Genomic DNA, 16,522 nt, shown 5'->3' with positions numbered 1-16,522 from the left:
ATCGCTATTCGGCGGGTTCGTCCCGGTAGATCTGGAGGCGGAGGTCGCGGGCCTTGGTCATGTGGTCCCGGGCGAGGTCGTGCGCTCGGGTCGCGTCGCGCTGGTCGATCGAGTCGATCAGTTCGTGGTGTTCTGCGAGCGCCTCGTGCCAGCGGCCCGGGGCTTTGAGGGTGGTGGCCGGATAGCGGGTGAGGTGGTTGTTCAGCCGGGTGAGCAGGTCGACGATCGTGCCGTTGTGGCTGGCCGCCCAGATCGTCTCGTGCACGGCGCGGTTGTTCGCCGCCATCGCGGGCGGGTCGTCCGTCGGCGTGTTGTCCATCGCTGCTTGGGCTCGGCGGATGCGGATCATGTCGAAGTCGCTGTGCCGTTGCGCGGCGGTCGCGGCGGCGGTGGCTTCCAGGGGGATCCGCACCTCGTAGATCTCCAAGATCTCCTCCGGGCTGCGGGTGCGCACCCGCGTGCCGCGATCGCCGCGCTCCACGAGTCCGTCTTGTTCCAGGCGGCGCAGTGCTTCCCGTACCGGTGTGCGGCTGGTGCCGTACTTCTCGGCCAGCACCAGTTCGACCAGTTGGGCCCCGGTCTCGAAGGTGCCGTCGACGATGTCGCCGCGCAGCCGGTCATACACTTCGGACAGCGCCGTTCACTCCTTTTGCCGCAGATTCGGCACCGTGGTCGTGCTCGCGGACCCCGTCCGGTCCGGTGACGGGCCAGGCCCCTTTGTTCCGGCGAGTATACCTCGGTATGCATGGCTTGTTCAGGCGATGCGGACTGCCAGACCGTCCAGGCCGGGTACTGCCGGGAATCGGTGCAGCACCTGCGGGTCGTGGCCCGGCACGATCAGCTCCGGGCGGGACGAGAGCCTGTGCAGGGCATCGAACGCGTCGTACATCGCAGGTAGGTACGTGACGACCCCGTAGGGCTTCTCCTGCTCGACGTTCTCGTAGAAGTGCGACGCGTCCGCGGCCAGCACGACGTCGCCCGCCGCGGTGCGCACCTGCACCACCTGCAGACCTGGCGTGTGTCCGCCGACGTGGTGCGCGGTCACCCCCGGCACGACGTTGTGCGTTCCGTTGACCAGGCGGACGCGGCCGGCGAAGTTCTGCTCCACCAGGCGCGCGACGTCGGCCGGCTCCACGAAGTGCGCCAGCTGATCGCGTCCGGCGTGCCGGGACGTCCAGAACGACAGCTCGGATTCCTGCAGCACGATCTCGGCCCGCGGGAAGTCGGCCAGGTGTCCGGAATGGTCGTAGTGCAGGTGGCTGAGCACGAGATGCGAGATGTCGTCGCGGTCCACGCCCAGTGCCCGGATCGTATCCGTAGGGGACTGGAGGTAGTTGCGGTTTCCGCGTCGCGCGGCCGTTTTCGGGGTGAAACCGGCGTCGACGAGCACCGCGCGGGAGTCCGACACCGCGAGCCACACGTAATAGGAGATCGGCCAGGGATCCGTGGCGCACGGATCGTGGCCGTAGAAGTGCTCGCTGCGCACCGAGGCGTCGCGGTGCGCGAACCTGATCGCGTAGACGTGGAAGACGTCAGCCATCACGGGCCGACCTTCCCGCGTCCGCCCCGGCCAGCCGGCCGAACACCGCACCCGATGTCAGCCCGCTGCCGCCCGGGTAATTGCCGGAGAACAGGCCGCCGACCATCTCACCCGCGGCGTAGAGTCCGTCGATCGGCTGACCGTCGGTGCCGAGCACGCGGGCGGATCCGTCGACGTGGACGCCGCCGAAGGTGAAGGTGATCCCGCAGCCCACGGCGTACCCGTAGTACGGGGCGGTGTCCAGGGTCTGCGCCCAGTTCGACTTCGGCGGCTCGACCCGCGCGGCGCGGCCGTCCTTGACCGCCGGGTCGAACGGCTCGTCCACGATGGAGCTGTTGAACTCGGCGACGGTTCGTTGCAGACCGTCGTCGTCGATGCCGAGTTTCGTGGCGAGTTCGGCCAGCGTGTCGGCCTGCGCGCCTGCGATCGGCCGCGAGTCGTATTCCTCCTTGCGCAGCAGCGGGCGGGTCTTGGCGTCGAAGAGCTGGAACGCGCGGCCCTGCGGCTGGCGCAGGATCTCGCTGCCGTACTTGGCGTAGGTGTAGTTGCGGAAGTCCGCACCCTCGTCGACGAATCGCTCGCCGCGGGTGTTGACCACGATGCCGATGGGGTAGCTCTGCCGGGTCAGCTGGTTGGTCAGCTCCCGGTTGCCACCGGTCGGGCTGGCGTCGGCGTCCCACGCGACGCTGTGGCAGGAACCCCAGTCGCCGTGCGGGGCGGCACCGGCGTCCAGCGCCAGGTCCAGCACGTCGCCGGTGTTGGTGAGTGTCCCGCGCACCAGCGCCCGGTCCCATCCCGCGCCGAGGTGCTGGGCGCGACGCTCCGGGTCGGATTCGAATCCGCCGGCGCAGAGCACCACCGCACGGGCGTTGATCCGATGCTCGACGCGGGAGGCGTCGCGGTAGGTCACGCCTCGTTCGGCACCGTCGGACAGGTGCAGCGCGGTGACTTCCGCGCTGTAGCGGATCTGCACACCTGCGTCCACGGCAGCCTTGGTGTGTTGGGCGATGAGTCCCTTGCCGCCGTCGACGGTGCCGAAGAACAGGCCGCCGGAGAACACCCACTTGCCGTTCGAGAGGTAGGACTGCCGCTCGTACATCAGCCGCCACGTGATGCCTTTGCCCGCCAACCAGCGCACGGTGTCGGCGGAACGGGAGACCAGCACCTCGGTCAGCTCCGGATCGCATGTGCCGCCGGTGATCCGCTGCATGTCGGCGGTGAAAGCGCTCTCCGGGTAGGCGGGCACCACGGCGTCGGCGTAGCGCTCGTCGGGTTCGAGCAGGTCGTCGACCTCGGTGAGGCTGTCGAAGGCGAATCGGAACGCGCCTGCGGTGTAGAACGAGTTGCCCCCGGCGGCGTTTTCGGGCGCCTTTTCCAGCAGCAGTACCCTGGCGCCCTGCTCGACAGCCGAGTGGGCGGCCGAGAAGCCGGCGTTGCCGCCGCCGATCACCACCACGTCGAACTGATCGGTCACTGGTCGTCTCCCTCGTCGTTGGAGGTATCTGTCATGGGCCGCGAGGTCCAGCGCTCCCAGAGCGTGGCGATCGAGGCGTAGTCGAGTCTGCCGAGCCCGTCGGCCACGCCGAGTTCGTAGACGGTGTGCGCGCCGTGGATGCCGAACAGTGGCACCCCCGTGTCCTGGGCCATGGCCAGTGCGAGAGTGGAGTCCTTGCGGGCGGCTTCGGTGGGCATGCCGCCGTCGTAGTCGCCGCGCAGAACGCGTTCCACGAAGCGGTGCGTGAGCGGGCGGGTCAGGCCGGCCTCCGGGCCGGACAGGAGTGCCGCCAGCGCCGAACCGGAGACCCCGGTGGCGGCGGCGAGGGCGCCGGCTTCGGCGAGCACCACCATGACCGCGTGCGCGACCGCGTTGTTGATGACTTTTGCGGCCATCCCGCTGCCCACCGGGCCGAACCTGGTGATGGTCGCGCTGATGGCGTCCAGCACCCCGGACACCCTATCCACATCGGACTGATCACCACCTACCAGGAGCGTCGCGGAACCACCGGCCATCTGGGACACGCCGGAGAGGATCGCGGCGTCCACGATGCCGATGCCGTGGGCCGCGCAGATCTTCTGTTCCTCGACCACGTCAGCGGGGTTGACCGTGCTGGTCTCCACGATCACGCCCCCTGCACGCATCTGCGGCGCGAGATCGGCGATCACCTGCAGGGACGCCTTCGGCGTGGGCAGGGACAGCACCACGATGTCGGACGCCGCCAGATCGGGCACCGCGGCAGCGGCCGTGATGCGGGGGGCCTGGGCGACCTGCGTGACGCGCTCGGCGTCCAGGTCGAACACCAGCAGGGGGCCGTGGGCGGCGAGGCGTCCGGCGACAGCGCCGCCCATGTTGCCCAGGCCGCACAACGAGACGGTGTCACTCACCGGCGTTCTCCTTTCCGGTTGCGCCCGAGGCGGGTTCGAAGCGCTTCGGGTGGGTCGGCAGGTGCGCTCTGCGTCGCGTTGAACGAGGGGCGATGGGACGCATGTCAGAGGTGGATCGAGAAGGGGTCCGGGGTATGTCCGGTGAGGTCGACCATCACGTTCTTCGTGGTGAGGTACTCGTGCAGCGCTTCGGCACCGCGTTCCCTGCCGTAGCCGGATTTGCGCGTGCCGCCGAACGGGGCCTGCGCGGCGCTGGCCCGGTAGGTGTTGACCCAGACCGTCCCGGCTCGCAGCCGCTTGGCGACCCGGTGGGCACGGGTCAGATCGTTGGTCCAGATCCCGGAAGCCAGGCCGAACTCGCTGTCGTTGGCGATCGCGACGGCGTGCTCGTCGTCGGTGAACGGGATCGCGCTGAGTACCGGACCGAAGATCTCCTCGCGGGCCAGCGGCGAGGTGTTGTCGACGTCGGTGAACACCGCCGGTCGCACGAAGAATCCCGCGCTGAGAGCCGGGTCGTCGATGCGTTCGGCACCGACGACGGCGCGAGCGCCGGATCGCACCCCGGCGTCGATGGCGCCCTGGATTCGGTCGCGCTGCGGTTGGTTCGCGACCGGGCCCATGTGGGTCTGCGGGTCCATCGGGTCGCCGAGGCGGATCTCGGCGGCGCGTGCCGCGACCGCGGCGACCACCTCCTCGTAGACCGACTCGTGCACGAGCAGCCGACTGCCCGCGATGCAGGTCTGCCCACCCGCAGCGAAGATCCCGGCAACCGCGCCGGTGACCGCGCGTGGCAGATCGGCGTCAGCGAAGACGATGTTCGGCGATTTGCCGCCCAGTTCCAGCGTGACCGGGATCAGGTTCTTCGCCGCGGCGGCGGCGATCGCGGTGCCGGTGGGCACGCTGCCGGTGAAGCTGATCCGGTCCAGCCCGCGGTGCTCGGTGAGCGCGATTCCGGCTTGCGGCCCGCCGGTGACGATGTTGATAACGCCGGGTGGGAACCCGGCCCGCTCGATCAGGTCGGCCATCCGCAACGTGGTCGCCGAGGCGTGTTCGGAGGGTTTGATCACCACGCAGCACCCGGCGGCCAACGCGGGAGCGAGCTTGTTGGCCAGCAGTTGCATCGGTGAGTTCCAGGCGGTGATCAGCGCGGCGACACCGACCGGCTCGGCAACCGTGTAGTCCAGGACATCCGGATTGTCCAGCGGAATGGTGCGCCCGCAGAGCTTGTCGGCGTAGCCGGCGAAGAACCGGTAGTTGCGGGCGGCGAAACGCGCCTGGCCCGTTGTCTCGCGAACGAGTTTGCCGTTGTCGGTGGATTCCAAGCGGCCCAGTTCCTGGGCGTGCTCGTCCAGCAGATCGGCGAGCCGGTTCATCAGCTCGGCGCGGCGGATGCCGGGGGTGTTCGACCAGGTTCCTTCGAAGGCGGCGCGGGCCGCCGCGACGGCGGCGTCGACGTCCGGCGCGGCCGCATCCGGGATGGTGGCGAACTCGGACGCGGTGAAGGGGTTGATCGCGGGCAGCTCCTGCCCGGTGGACGCTCCGACTCGCTGCCCACCGATGAGCATCCGGTAGCTGGGGTTGGTCATGCGACGCACTCCATAGGCGTGATGGTCGGCGACGTCGCCGCCTGGTCTTGAGCCTCTCGGTGTCCAGGGCAGCACACGGTTGTATACAGAAGAGTACGCATCCATTGGCGTTGCCTGTCAAGATATTTCAGCTGAGCACAGCAGTATCGCCAGAACCAGCTGGAAAGTCTATTGACGCCGGACGCGGCGAACGTATGCTGCTGCATACATCCGCGCACCGCTGCATTCGTCGGCCTTCCGCGCCTGCCCGCAGAGAGGAACAACGATGTCCGCTGCGATCGCGACCAGCGTCGGTTGCTTGGTCTTGATGTTCGGCCTGGCGATCGCCTTCAACGTCAACATCGGCGTGCTCGGCTTCGTCGCGGCGCTCGTGGTCGCCACCGTCGGTGGCTTGTCCGCGGACCAGGTGCTGGAGTCCTTCCCCGCTGACATCTTCGTGCTCATCGCCGGCGTCACCTACCTGTTCGCGATCGCCCGGGAGAACGGCACGGTCGAACTGATCGTGCGCACCGGAGTACGGCTGGTCGCAGGCAAAGTGGCGTTGATTCCCGTGGTCTTCGGAGCCATCGCCGCGCTCCTGGTCGCCTTCGGTGTATTCCCCTCCGCTGCGCTGGCTCTGCTGGCCCCGCTGGCGATGACCTTCGCCGCGCAATACCGCGTCAGCCCGCTGCTGATGGGGCTGGGCTGGAACTCACCCTGCAAGGCCTGCACGGACTCGGGCTCAGCGGGCGGGAGAAGTTCGCGATCATCGTGGCCGTCGAGCACGTCGTCACCGGAGCGGCACGCATCCACGTGCTCAGCGACAGGCCACCGCGCCCGGCTCCTTACACGGGGCCGGGCGAGGACTCGTGGTAGTGGACCAGGACCCACCGGTCGTCGCGTCGCCGCGCAAGGGCCGTGATCCAGATGCCCACGTCGAAACGCTCGTCGCTCGCTTCTTCTCGTCCCGCGAAGCGGAACCGGAAGAAGGCGCGCCCGCGATCTCCTGCGGCCTCGACCGATAGATCGGTGACTTCAGCGGTGTCCACGCTCCGGACGGGGCCGAGCGCCTCCCGGTAATACCGCGCGATCTCGCTGCGGGTCCGCAGCGGGCGGGTTCGCTCCCCGGCGACGTAGACGAGGTCGTCCGCATCGTCTGCCCACAACCCGGTGAGCAGCTCGGCGTCCGCGGCGGCGAACCCCTGCCGGAACCGTTCCACCAGTCCGATCAGCTCGTCGTGGCCGGCCGCGGTATCGGCATGGTCCACCCTGATCAGCGGTCGCCCCACCAGACCGCCGCGCTCGAAAGCGGCATGGGCCTCGGCCGCACTCTCGAGAGGGAAGACCGGGCCGATGACCGGCCGCACCCGGCCAGCGGCGGCTTCACTGAGAACTCGTTCGGTGAGCCTGCGCGTCGCTCCGCTACTCCCGAGGTGGACGACCTCGGTGCCGAACAGGGCCACGCCACGCCGGCGGGCCTCGTCGGGATCCGGGCCGGGCTGGCCGCTGTAGCCGAGGTAGCGACCACCGCTGGCGACGACCTCGAACGCGGCGTGACCGGTGGCCCCGCCGACCCCGTCGAGAACCACGTCCACGGGTGCACCGAGCGGGACCGTCCAGTCGCTGCTCGCCGTGTCGAGGATCCCGGCGGCCCCGGCCGCGGTCGCCGCCGCCCGCTGCTCAGTGCCCCGTGCTGCTGCGACGACGGTGCCACCGGCGAGGCGAGCCAGCTGCACCAGCATCAGTCCCAGGCCACTACCGGAGGGCACGACCAGCACCCGCTCTCCGGGCCGGACCGCGGCTGCCTCGATGAGGGCGAGCGCCGTGCGCCCGTCATGGACCAGCGCGGCGGCCGCGGTGAGCCCGAGTCCGCCGGGCACCGGGACGAGGTCCTCGGCGGGGACGCCGACTCGTTCGGCAGAAGCGCCGTGCGTACCCGTGGTCGTGACGACGCGGCGCCCGACCCACTGCCGGTCGACACCGTCCCCGACGGCCACCACCGTTCCGGCGACCCCGTCCCCGGGCACGTACGGGGCTACCGTGCCGAAGAGCTCGGGGCCGTCCCCGCGGCGGATGGTGATGTCGAGGCCGAGCACGTCGACAGCGTGGACCGCGACCACAGCGGCCCCGACCTCTGGTTCCGGCGAAGTCAGCTCGACCGGCTTCAGGACCTCCGGCCCACCGAACTCTTGCGCCTGGACCGCCCGCATTCGTCGCACCTCCGTGGGGTCGTCGCCACGACGGACCCACGGTGATACTTCGACCTTGCTTGAAGTCAAGGCGTGGCAGGAGATGGTCTCGGACGAGCCTCGCGTCAGGCCTGGTCGCCCGAGGGGCTTTCGCTCCGCGCTCGAAGCGCTTGCTGTGCCGGCTCGGGTCGACGCCCACCGCGGGCGGTGCCCACGAGCCCGGGTATCTGTCCGGCGCGGGCCACGGCCGCTTTCGCGCGCGCCGGTTTCCCAGCGCCGAACCGGAGCGCATAGAGCTCGGTGCGAGCGCTGCACACGGCGCTGGGGGAGTGGGCGGCGCAGCACATGGCCCCGTGCAAGGTTCGCTGCTGGAGATCGTCACCGATCTCCCGCCACGGCCACCGGCAAAATCAAGGTGGATCTGCTCGACCGGGCCCAGGCCATCGCCGACCGGTTCGCGGACGCCTGAGGAGACATCGTTCGAACGCCGACGGCCGGAGGCCCACGGGCGACCTCAGTTCAGCAGCGAGCGTTCAGCCGACCAGTGCGGCGATGCCGTCCAGGTGGCGCGCCAAGCCGAATTCGAACAGCTCGTCCAGGTCGCCCATGCCCTCGATCCGACCGGTCAGTCCCGCGAAACTGGGAAACCGTCCCGAATGGACGGTTTCGGCGGCCAATGCATCGTTCGACCAGGCCCGGTGGTGCACCGGCACACCCGTCTGCTGCTCGGTCTCCACTTCCAGCGACCGGCTCAACGCCATGCCACCGATGTATCCGTTCAGCGTGACGACGGTGCGCAGCATCGTCGGCTCGTCCAACCCCAGCCCGCCGAGCCCGCGCAGGCACCAGTCCAGATGCCGGATCCCGCTGGGCACGACCGGTGGGTCGGTCAACGAGTTGAGTAGCTCCGGAGCCAACCACGGGTGTCGCCGGTAGGCGCGCCACTGCACCCGGGCGCTGAGCCGCAGCCGTTCCCGCCAGTCGGACGGTCCCGGCTCGGGCAGCTCCTCCGCACCGAACGCGGTGTCGGCCATCAGGCGGAGCAGCTCGTCCTTGTCCGGCACCTGCCGGTACAACGACATGGGCCCGACTCCGAGCTCGGCGGCCAGCCGGCGCATGGACAACGCCGCGCGGCCCTCCGCATCGGCGAGCACGATCGCAGCGCGCACCACCAGCTCGCGACTGAGCCCGGATTCCGCCCCAGATCCCGCGCGGCGCGGCGAGGAGCGCCCGCTGACGACGGTGCCGCTGCCGGAGACCGCGCGTACCAACCCTTCTTCGCGCAGGACGGTCAGCGCCTTGGTCGCGGTGGCCATCGCCACGCCCCATTCGCGCATCACGGCACGGGTGGAGGGCACCCGCTCCCCGGCCCGAAGCTCCCCGGCGACGATCCGTCGCCGCAGCTCACCAGCGATGCGCTGGTACACCGGTTGTTCTCCGGACATCGCCACCTCCCATGACCGCACTAGTGCGCCAGCTGCGCCGAACTAGTGCGCTATCAGGGTATACCCCCATATTCGACCTGCGGTGTTGTCTGCATGAGAAGCCGCTCCATACGCTGTACCTCGATCGCGTACACCGTATTCGCAGCACCACGGGGGGCAGCATGCCGCAGCCGACACGACCGGGACCGGCACTGTGGCGGCGCCCCTGGGTGGTACCGCTCGGCTTCGTCGCCGTGGCGTTCCTGGTCTTTTCACTACCGCCGTACCTCGGCCTCGACCCGGTGCAGTCCCGGGTGCCGCCGCCACCCGGCAACGGGTGGTACTACCCGGTCCTGGTGGCGCACGTCGGTTTCGCCTCGATCGCCATGCTGTGCTGCGTGTTGCAGGTCTGGCCGTGGTTCCGGCAGCGGTACCCGGCGGCGCACCGGCACATCGGGCGGTGCTACGTCCTCGCCGGGGTGCTCCCGGCGGGACTGAGCGGGCTGGCCATCGCGGTGGTCAGCCCGTTCGGACCGGTCGCGGCGGTGAGCAACGTGCTGCTCGCCGTGCTGTGGCTGACCTGCACCGGCAACGGCTTCCGCGCCGCCAGGGCGCGTCGCTACCGCGAGCACCGGCGGTGGATGATCCGCAGCTTCGCGCTGACCATGTCCATCATCACGAACCGAATATGGGGCGTGGTCTGGGGAATCGCGTTGGCGCCGCAGCTGGCGACCACCTTCGGCGGCAACGAGGTGCTGTTCGGCTACACCGTCGCCGGGTTGACCACCTGGACCGGGTGGGTCCTGCCGCTGCTGCTGGCCGAATGGTGGCTGGAGCGTGAGCAGCGCGGCCGGCCCGTCCGGCCGGAGCGGCCCGTGGAAGTGGGCAGCCGCACCGGGAACGCGGGCTGAACCGGGCGCCCCGGACCTCGCCGGTCAACGTCGGCCTCGCGCAGGAAAGTGGTCGCTCAACGGTGCGCACGCACCTGGAGGCGGTGACTCCCGGAGATGTCGCTGCTGTCGAGCGTCACCTCCCGGGGAGCCTCATCCGCGCTCCGGGCGCTGGGCGTCGAGGGCGGCCGCCTCCTCGGGGGTCGGCGCGGTGCCGCCGAGGTGGGCCGGCAGCCACCAGCGGTCGTCCTCGCCGGCGGGCTCGTCGGGGTAGTCGGCTTGCAGCCCGTCCAGGATCTCCGACATGCGCGTGCGGAGATCCTTGTTGAGCACTTCCGGATCGTCGTCCGCGCCGGGATGGAACGGCTCGCCGGCGTGGATGTCGATCGGCACGTGCCGCTTGGTGAGCGTGCGCGGTCGGCCCTTCGTCCACAGCCGCTGGGTCCCCCACAACGCCATCGGCACTACGGGCACACCGGCCTCTGCGGCCATCCGGACCGCACCGGATTTCGTCGGCTTGACGGTGAACGACCGGCTGATGGTCGCCTCCGGGAACACCCCGACGATCTCGCCCCCGCGCAGCCGCTGGACCGCCTCGTCGTAGGAGTCCTTGCCCGCGGCCCGGTCCACCTCGATGTGGTGCATGCCACGCATCAGGGGGCCGGCGATCCGGTTGTCGAAGATCGCCTTCTTGGCCATGAACCGCACCAGCCGGTCGGCCGGCTGCGCGCCGAGCCCGCAGAAGATGAAGTCCAGGTAGCTGACGTGGTTGCATGCGATCACCGCGCCGCCGGAGCGCGGGATGTGTTCGGTGCCGGTCACGCGCAGCCGGTTGTCCAGCACCCGGAACATGGTCTTGGCCGCCAGGACGACGGGCGGGTACACGATCTCTGCCACGGCGCCAGGCTACGCAACCGTAGGTTCCCCGCGCGGCCACCTGCGACGTCGACCACACCTATCCGCCACGTACCGAGCGGGAGCCGAGCCCACCCGGATCCACTGCGGCCGTCCGTGCGGTGATCGGCAGCATCGGCGAGCGACCAGCACGGCCGGCTCACCTTCCGGTCCGGTGGAGTGCGGCTGGGGTGCGGAGGAAGCGATCACGGTCGACACTCCGGCGGGGCCCGCACCACCGGCGGTGCGCGCTGCGCGGTGATGCAACGCCGTGACCGGGCGCGAGCGCGAACGGGCTTACGCGGACAGCTGCGCGATGATAGGCATGTGGAGGAGGCGATCAACCAGCATCCGGCGGTGTTGGAGTGCGCTGTGGCCGGTGTCCCCGACGAGCAGTGGGGAATGACCCCGGCGCGCGTGGCGGGGATCGAGCTGGTGAGCGGCCCCGACACGGCATCCGGACTGGAATGTGCCGATGATGTCGGCAGCACACAGGACTTCTGCAGTCCAAGCCACCCTGGGCATGTGGTGATCGGAGTAGCCGGGTGCGGTAGCCGCAGGCTGTTGTGCGGCGTTGTCGAGTGCAGAAGACCTCGAAGTGCTCAGCGCCGCGAAGCGAGCGTGCCAACACGGATCGGAACCGTTTTCGGTGGTAGCACGTGCTTTTCAGGATCGCGAAGAACGCCGCCGCGACCACGTGTCCCAGCCGGCGCCAAACCTGTCCGAAACTGCTCCGCGCCCGGATTCCCCTGCGGTAGCCGGAGCGTTCGCTTGACGTGTACGGATTGAAACCACGTCAAGATCTTCTTTCCTGGCCAATCGGGGGCTCGACCGTGACTCTCTCCTCCCGGTTACCGAGGTTCGTCATCCTGCCTCGATCTCGACGCCGAGTCGTGTTGAGCGCGGTCTTGCTTGCGCCGATACATGTCTCGATCGGCCGAGTCAAGCAATGCGTCGGCGGATGTGGACGAATCTTGTGCGATGGCGAGCCCGACGCTGGCCCGCCGACTGAGGCGGTGGCCGGCGAGGGCGACCTCGGTGTTCAGGGTGGACGATATTTTCCGACGAAACGACTCGGCGTCGGCGAAGTCGGTTACCCAGCCGAAGACGACGAATTCGTCACCGCCGAGGCGGGCGACTGTATCTCCGGCGCATACGGCATCCAGCATGTCGTCGGCCGCGCGGGTCAAAAGCTCGTCGCCGATAGCGTGCCCGTAGCGGTCATTGGTCGGTTTCAGGTTGTCCACATCGATCAGCAGGACTGCGAGCACGTGGTCTTTGCGGGGGAGATCCCGAATATCGTGTTCGAGTCGCTCCGTCAGGAGTACCCGGTTGGCGAGGCCCGTCAGCGGGTCGTGCAGGGCGAGGTGCGCGAGGCGCCGGTCCCCGAGGGACTCCTCGCCGATCGTTTCGAATTGACTCACGAGATAGGAGGGTCGATCATTCCCGTCCGGCACGACGCTGGTGCGAGTGAATACCCACACGGGGTGTCCGTTCTTGTGCCTGTATCGCTTCTCCAATCCTACTGCTTCTTCTCGGCCTTCGAGTACGTCGTTGAAGGCCGACATGGTTGCCGGCATGTCGGCGGTGTAGGTGATGTCAGCGAAGGTCATACTCAGGAGTTCGTCCCGATCGTATCCGGTGAGCTGGGACAACTTGCTGTTGACCTCGGTGAAGTTCCCGTCGAGATCGAGCAATGCCATGCCGATAGGTGCGTAGTTCATCGTCTGCTGCCAGCGCTTCTCGATCTCGCGGCGGGCAGTGATGTCGTGAACCTGCGAAACGAAGAATGCGGGATCTCCGTTGTCATTCCGGATCAGCGAGTTGATCACCAATGCCAGGATCACACTGCCATCCGAGCACACGTAGCGCTTTTCGATCTCGAAGCTGTTCTCGGGACCTTCGATCGCCCGGTCGATCATGCTCTGGGCCACAGCAGGGTCGTCCGGGTGGGTGAAGTCAGCCGGGACGCGCCCGATGAGCTCCTCGCGGTTCCGGCCGAGCAAACGACATCCGGCCGGATTGACGTGGACGTACCGGCCGTGCAGATCGAGCACCGCCAGCGGCCCTGCCGCCTGGTCCAGGATCGCAAGCCAGGGCAAGTCCGCCGCGGACAGCCTGGGCATCTCCATGCATAGATGCTACTTCGCCGTCGGAAGGGGCGATTGGTCATCTGAACGAGATGAGTGCTTTCCGGGACATGCGACTACGATTGGGCATGCTTGCGGTCTCGCGAACGTACTTCGGAAGACGCCGCACGCTCTCGATCGCGCAACCCGGTAGCACAGGCCACCATTACCTCAATCACCCCGGCCACACCACGAACGACAGCATGCCGCTGGTTGTCGTGCAGCTGGGGAAGACGCGACGAGCAGCCGGCGGCTGTTCTCGACGGTGACCGCTCATCTTTCTCGTGGATCGGGCGCTCCGAATACCTCGATGTAGCGCAGAGCGAGTTCGACGAGGCCGGACCGTTCGGTTAGTGGATGCCCGATCAACTCTTCGGCGCGGTTCAGGCGATAGCGCACGGTGTTCTTGTGGACGAACAGCTTCCGGGCTACCAGATTGGTGTCGCGATTCGCCAGGAAGGTGCGGACGGTCTCCCTGATTGGCGTGAGGTTCTTGTCGGGTGCGCACAACGGGCCGACCTCTCGCAACACCATCCGCTCGGCGAACTCCCTGTTGTTGGCCACGAGGAAGGGTAGTTCCACATCGCGATACGATACGAGCGTGTGGCATCTGACCGCGGACGTCGAGATTCGATGAGCCGCGACCGCTTCCGCATGGCTGTCGCGGAACCCGATCACGCCGCGGGAAGGACCTCCCACGGCCATGCGCATACCGCGCTGCCGCAGAGGGGCTTCCAGCTGGGTGAGGGCGTCGAGGTCGGGCGTGTCCGGGGTGGCTATCCAGCATCGTGCGTCGTGGGTTCCGACCACATGGGCTAGTGCCGGAGCCGCTGCGAGCGCGTCCGCGGCGAGTGCGCAGACATCGAGCAAGTCGCTATCGGTGGTGTGCCCGGAATCGTCGGCCCAGATCACGAGCGCGGTCTGCCAGTCCCGCAGGGCATGGCCGAGCTCTCGGGTGGCTTCGTCCACGTCCAGGGAGCTGCCGTGGAGCAATGCCTCGATCATGGCCGTGCGCCGTGCTCGTGTCCCCTGGTGAACTCGCCGCCGTTCTTCGTAGAAGGTCTCGATCAGCAGTTCAATCGAATCGTCGATCCACTGGCCTGCGCGGCTCCAGATGAAGATCAGGACCTCATCGCGGGACGGGCTGTCCCCGGTGTACTGCCGGACCACTTCACTGAAGTACTGGAACACGAGTTGGTTCGCTGCCCGGTAGATCTTGAGCAGGATACCGAGATCCATACCGCGTCGGGCGAGCGAGCGTGCCAGAGAGCCCGCCTGGGCGGGCAGATCGTGATGGTAATCGGCATCGGTGACGACCCCGAGGAATGCCCGCCATTGCGCGCGCGTGCCGGTGTCGAGATCTTGGAGTAGGAGGGGGTCATCGGCGATCTCCGGGGTCTGCGCGAGGATGCCGTCGTTGACATGCCGGACGAACTTCTCGACGACGTCGTCGCACAGGGAGGCCGCGACGAACTCGTGCAGCCACGGAGTCAGCGTGGTGGCTTGCGAGCCGGACATGCGCCCTCCCGTTGCCTCGTGTTCGGCCTGCATTTGTTCCTGTGCACAAACAGGCATGCGAAGTCTGGGTGTCAAGCCAAGCCCGGTCAAGGTCCGGGGTGCAACCGTTGGTCTGTCACACAGCGAGTTGAAGAGGCAGGCGAGCCGAGATGGCGACGGATACGGCGACGTTCGATTACATCGTGGTGGGCGCGGGTTCTGCGGGTGCGGTTGCGGCGAGTCGCCTCTCAGAAGACCCCAGCGCGTCGGTGTTGTTGATCGAGGCGGGTGGAACCCATCGCCACATGAACGTCCGGATCCCTGCGGCGTTTTCCTCGCAGTTCAAAACCAAGATTGATTGGGACCTGCACACCGAGCCCGAACCCAACCTGGACGGGAGGCGGATCTACCATCCGCGCGGAAAGATGCTCGGTGGTTCAAGTTCCATGAATGCCATGATCTACGTGCGCGGAAACCGCGCCGATTACGATGGATGGGCGAAAGCGGGGGCGACCGGCTGGTCATACGATGAACTCCTGCCGCTATTCAAGCGATCTGAAGTCAACTCGCGTGGCGCGGGCAAGTACCACGGCGGCGACGGGCCGCTGCACGTCGAAGACCTGCGCAGCCCGAACCCGCTCAGCCGAATGTTCGTCGATGCGATGGTGGCTACCGGAGCCGCGCGCAACGACGACTTCAACGGTGCAGAGCAGGAAGGCGCCGGTCTCTACCAGGTGACACATCACCGCGGGCACCGGTGGACAACGGCGGACGGTTACCTGATTCCGGCAAGCAAACGCCGCAACCTCACCGTGCTCAAGCACGCGCACGCCTTGCGCCTCCGAATGAGCCGGCAGTGCGTGAGCGGTATCGACGTCGAGGTGAACGGTCAACGGCAGGAGTACCGGTGTCGCCGCGAGGTGGTGGTGTCCGCAGGGGCTTTCAACACGCCGCAGCTGCTGATGCTCTCGGGTATCGGTCCCGCTGATCACCTGGCGGCCCATGATATCGACGTCGTGGTGGACAACCCCAACGTGGGTGCTCACTTGATGGACCATCCGATGTACTGCGTGAACTTCGCGACCACGGCGAAAGGAACCCTGGCCGGCGCCCAATCACCGGCGCAACTGCTGAACTTCGTTCTACGGCGACGGGGACTTCTGACCTCCAATGTCGGTGAAGGTGGTGCCTTCGTCCATACTCGGCAGGGCGACGAAGCGCCAGCGATGCAGTACCTCTTCGCGCCTGGCTACTTCTGGAAACACGGGTTCACCAACTACAACGAGCCATCCTTCGCTATCGGGTGTTCGCTGGTGGGGCCAAAAAGCCGCGGGACGGTGCGATTGCGCAGCTCCGACCCGAAGGAACGGGTAGCAGCGACGTTCAACTACTTCGATGCGCCCGAGGACATGGACTCCATGGTGGACGGGATCGAGCGGGCGCGCGTGGTCGCCACGACCGGAGAACTCGGGAAGGTGGTGGGAAAAGAGCTCCACCCCGGATCTGCATTGCAGACCCGCACCGAACTCGAACGCGCGATCCGCCACGATGTCGAGCACACCTACCACCCCGCGTGCACAGCTCGCATTGGCACGGAACGCGACGGGGTCGTCGATCACGAATTGCGGGTGCACGGGGTGTCGGGACTGCGCGTCGCCGACGCATCGGTGTTTCCGACGATCCCCCATGGCAACACGCACGCTCCCAGTGTTCTCGCAGGGGAGAAGGTCGCGGATCTGATCAGGGGGACGACGGGGCGTGTCTGAGCAGTGAACACGTCATCGAGGTCGCGGTCGGGAAAACCCCGCCAAAGGGCCGTTCGATCATCGCGAGTCGCTCAACTGCTGTCGCACTGAACCGAAACCACCGCGGCCTCCGACCGAGGAAACCGGTCTCGGAAGCATCGTCGGGCCACGGTCGCAGGGCAGTCGCGACGATGCCGATCCGGCCGTAGTCGCCAGGATCCTCGCGGTCGAGCATCGGACCGAACGGGAATAGTCATCCACGGACGA

At 67.8% G+C, this 16,522-nt stretch carries 14 protein-coding genes; 4 read left to right on the top strand and 10 right to left on the bottom strand.

Going from position 1 to position 16,522, the window contains the following annotated elements:
* Positions 1-4: 4 nt before the first annotated feature.
* From IQ251_RS00345 to IQ251_RS00325, 5 genes are all read right to left on the bottom strand, one after another.
* A complete protein-coding gene (locus tag IQ251_RS00345; protein ID WP_370591113.1) occupies positions 5-625 on the bottom strand; it encodes a GntR family transcriptional regulator in 621 nt (206 codons plus the stop codon).
* A 129-nt stretch (positions 626-754) separates the two neighbouring features.
* Positions 755-1,540 carry an N-acyl homoserine lactonase family protein gene (locus tag IQ251_RS00340; protein WP_193926344.1) on the bottom strand — a complete coding sequence of 262 codons (786 nt, stop codon included), beginning with the start codon at positions 1,538-1,540 and terminating at the stop codon, positions 755-757.
* Positions 1,533-3,014, bottom strand: coding sequence for an FAD-dependent tricarballylate dehydrogenase TcuA (gene tcuA, locus IQ251_RS00335; RefSeq protein ID WP_193926343.1), 1,482 nt, complete (start codon positions 3,012-3,014; stop codon positions 1,533-1,535). Before tcuA ends, IQ251_RS00340 begins: the two co-directional genes overlap by 8 nt.
* Positions 3,011-3,922, bottom strand: coding sequence for an NAD(P)-dependent oxidoreductase (locus IQ251_RS00330; RefSeq protein WP_370591112.1), 912 nt, complete (start codon positions 3,920-3,922; stop codon positions 3,011-3,013). Before IQ251_RS00330 ends, tcuA begins: the two co-directional genes overlap by 4 nt.
* A gap of 104 nt (positions 3,923-4,026) precedes the next feature.
* Entirely contained in the window at positions 4,027-5,508 is a 1,482-nt protein-coding gene (locus IQ251_RS00325) for an aldehyde dehydrogenase (protein WP_193926342.1), read from the bottom strand.
* Between the two features lie 265 nt (positions 5,509-5,773).
* On the opposite strand from IQ251_RS00325, the gene IQ251_RS00320 reads away from it, so the two are divergent.
* Positions 5,774-6,409: a transporter permease gene (locus IQ251_RS00320; RefSeq protein ID WP_193926341.1), complete on the top strand. Its 636-nt coding sequence runs from the start codon at positions 5,774-5,776 to the stop codon at positions 6,407-6,409.
* Here IQ251_RS00320 and IQ251_RS00315 read toward each other — a convergent pair.
* On the bottom strand, positions 6,333-7,697 hold the full coding sequence (locus IQ251_RS00315) for a zinc-binding dehydrogenase (protein WP_193926340.1): 1,365 nt from the start codon (positions 7,695-7,697) through the stop codon (positions 6,333-6,335). The two genes, IQ251_RS00320 and IQ251_RS00315, sit on opposite strands and share 77 nt — an antisense overlap.
* A gap of 512 nt (positions 7,698-8,209) precedes the next feature.
* The gene (locus IQ251_RS00310; protein WP_193926339.1) at positions 8,210-9,121 is read right to left on the bottom strand and encodes a TetR/AcrR family transcriptional regulator C-terminal domain-containing protein; all 912 of its coding nucleotides are present in this window, start codon (positions 9,119-9,121) and stop codon (positions 8,210-8,212) included.
* A 161-nt stretch (positions 9,122-9,282) separates the two neighbouring features.
* Here IQ251_RS00310 and IQ251_RS00305 point away from each other — a divergent pair, with 161 nt between their 5' ends.
* Positions 9,283-10,011, top strand: coding sequence for a DUF2306 domain-containing protein (locus tag IQ251_RS00305; RefSeq protein ID WP_193926338.1), 729 nt, complete (start codon positions 9,283-9,285; stop codon positions 10,009-10,011).
* 132 nt (positions 10,012-10,143) lie between these two features.
* Here IQ251_RS00305 and IQ251_RS00300 read toward each other — a convergent pair whose 3' ends face one another.
* On the bottom strand, positions 10,144-10,887 hold the full coding sequence (locus IQ251_RS00300) for a lysophospholipid acyltransferase family protein (protein WP_193926337.1): 744 nt from the start codon (positions 10,885-10,887) through the stop codon (positions 10,144-10,146).
* Between the two features lie 258 nt (positions 10,888-11,145).
* Between IQ251_RS00300 and IQ251_RS20140 the strand changes: the two genes are divergently transcribed.
* Entirely contained in the window at positions 11,146-11,673 is a 528-nt protein-coding gene (locus IQ251_RS20140) for an AMP-binding enzyme (RefSeq protein ID WP_228045851.1), read from the top strand.
* 62 nt (positions 11,674-11,735) lie between these two features.
* Here the strand turns inward: IQ251_RS20140 and IQ251_RS00290 are convergent, their stop codons facing one another.
* Together IQ251_RS00290 and IQ251_RS00285 are read right to left on the bottom strand one after the other, a co-directional pair.
* The gene (locus IQ251_RS00290; RefSeq protein ID WP_193926336.1) at positions 11,736-13,016 is read right to left on the bottom strand and encodes a PAS domain S-box protein; all 1,281 of its coding nucleotides are present in this window, start codon (positions 13,014-13,016) and stop codon (positions 11,736-11,738) included.
* A gap of 270 nt (positions 13,017-13,286) precedes the next feature.
* Entirely contained in the window at positions 13,287-14,531 is a 1,245-nt protein-coding gene (locus IQ251_RS00285; protein ID WP_193926335.1) for a PucR family transcriptional regulator, read from the bottom strand.
* Between the two features lie 149 nt (positions 14,532-14,680).
* Between IQ251_RS00285 and IQ251_RS00280 the strand changes: the two genes are divergently transcribed.
* Positions 14,681-16,276, top strand: a complete 1,596-nt coding sequence (locus IQ251_RS00280) for a GMC family oxidoreductase (protein WP_193926334.1) — start codon at positions 14,681-14,683, stop codon at positions 16,274-16,276.
* Positions 16,277-16,522 lie beyond the last annotated feature (246 nt).

Origin of the sequence: Saccharopolyspora montiporae (genome assembly GCF_015209505.1) — a bacterium.
Classification (GTDB): domain Bacteria; phylum Actinomycetota; class Actinomycetes; order Mycobacteriales; family Pseudonocardiaceae; genus Saccharopolyspora; species Saccharopolyspora montiporae.
This window is presented reverse-complemented; position numbering and strand designations above follow the sequence as displayed.

Excerpts from the sequence above, each read along its gene's own strand:
- IQ251_RS00340 (WP_193926344.1), bottom strand. The coding sequence starts at position 1,540 with ATGGCTGACGTCTTCCACGTCTACGCGATCAGGTTCGCGCACCGCGAC.
- IQ251_RS00325 (WP_193926342.1), bottom strand. The coding sequence starts at position 5,508 with ATGACCAACCCCAGCTACCGGATGCTCATCGGTGGGCAGCGAGTCGGA.
- IQ251_RS00320 (WP_193926341.1), top strand. The coding sequence starts at position 5,774 with ATGTCCGCTGCGATCGCGACCAGCGTCGGTTGCTTGGTCTTGATGTTC.
- IQ251_RS00315 (WP_193926340.1), bottom strand. The coding sequence starts at position 7,697 with ATGCGGGCGGTCCAGGCGCAAGAGTTCGGTGGGCCGGAGGTCCTGAAG.
- IQ251_RS00310 (WP_193926339.1), bottom strand. The coding sequence starts at position 9,121 with ATGTCCGGAGAACAACCGGTGTACCAGCGCATCGCTGGTGAGCTGCGG.
- IQ251_RS00305 (WP_193926338.1), top strand. The coding sequence starts at position 9,283 with ATGCCGCAGCCGACACGACCGGGACCGGCACTGTGGCGGCGCCCCTGG.
- IQ251_RS20140 (WP_228045851.1), top strand. The coding sequence starts at position 11,146 with ATGCAACGCCGTGACCGGGCGCGAGCGCGAACGGGCTTACGCGGACAG.
- IQ251_RS00290 (WP_193926336.1), bottom strand. The coding sequence starts at position 13,016 with ATGGAGATGCCCAGGCTGTCCGCGGCGGACTTGCCCTGGCTTGCGATC.
- IQ251_RS00285 (WP_193926335.1), bottom strand. The coding sequence starts at position 14,531 with ATGTCCGGCTCGCAAGCCACCACGCTGACTCCGTGGCTGCACGAGTTC.
- IQ251_RS00280 (WP_193926334.1), top strand. The coding sequence starts at position 14,681 with ATGGCGACGGATACGGCGACGTTCGATTACATCGTGGTGGGCGCGGGT.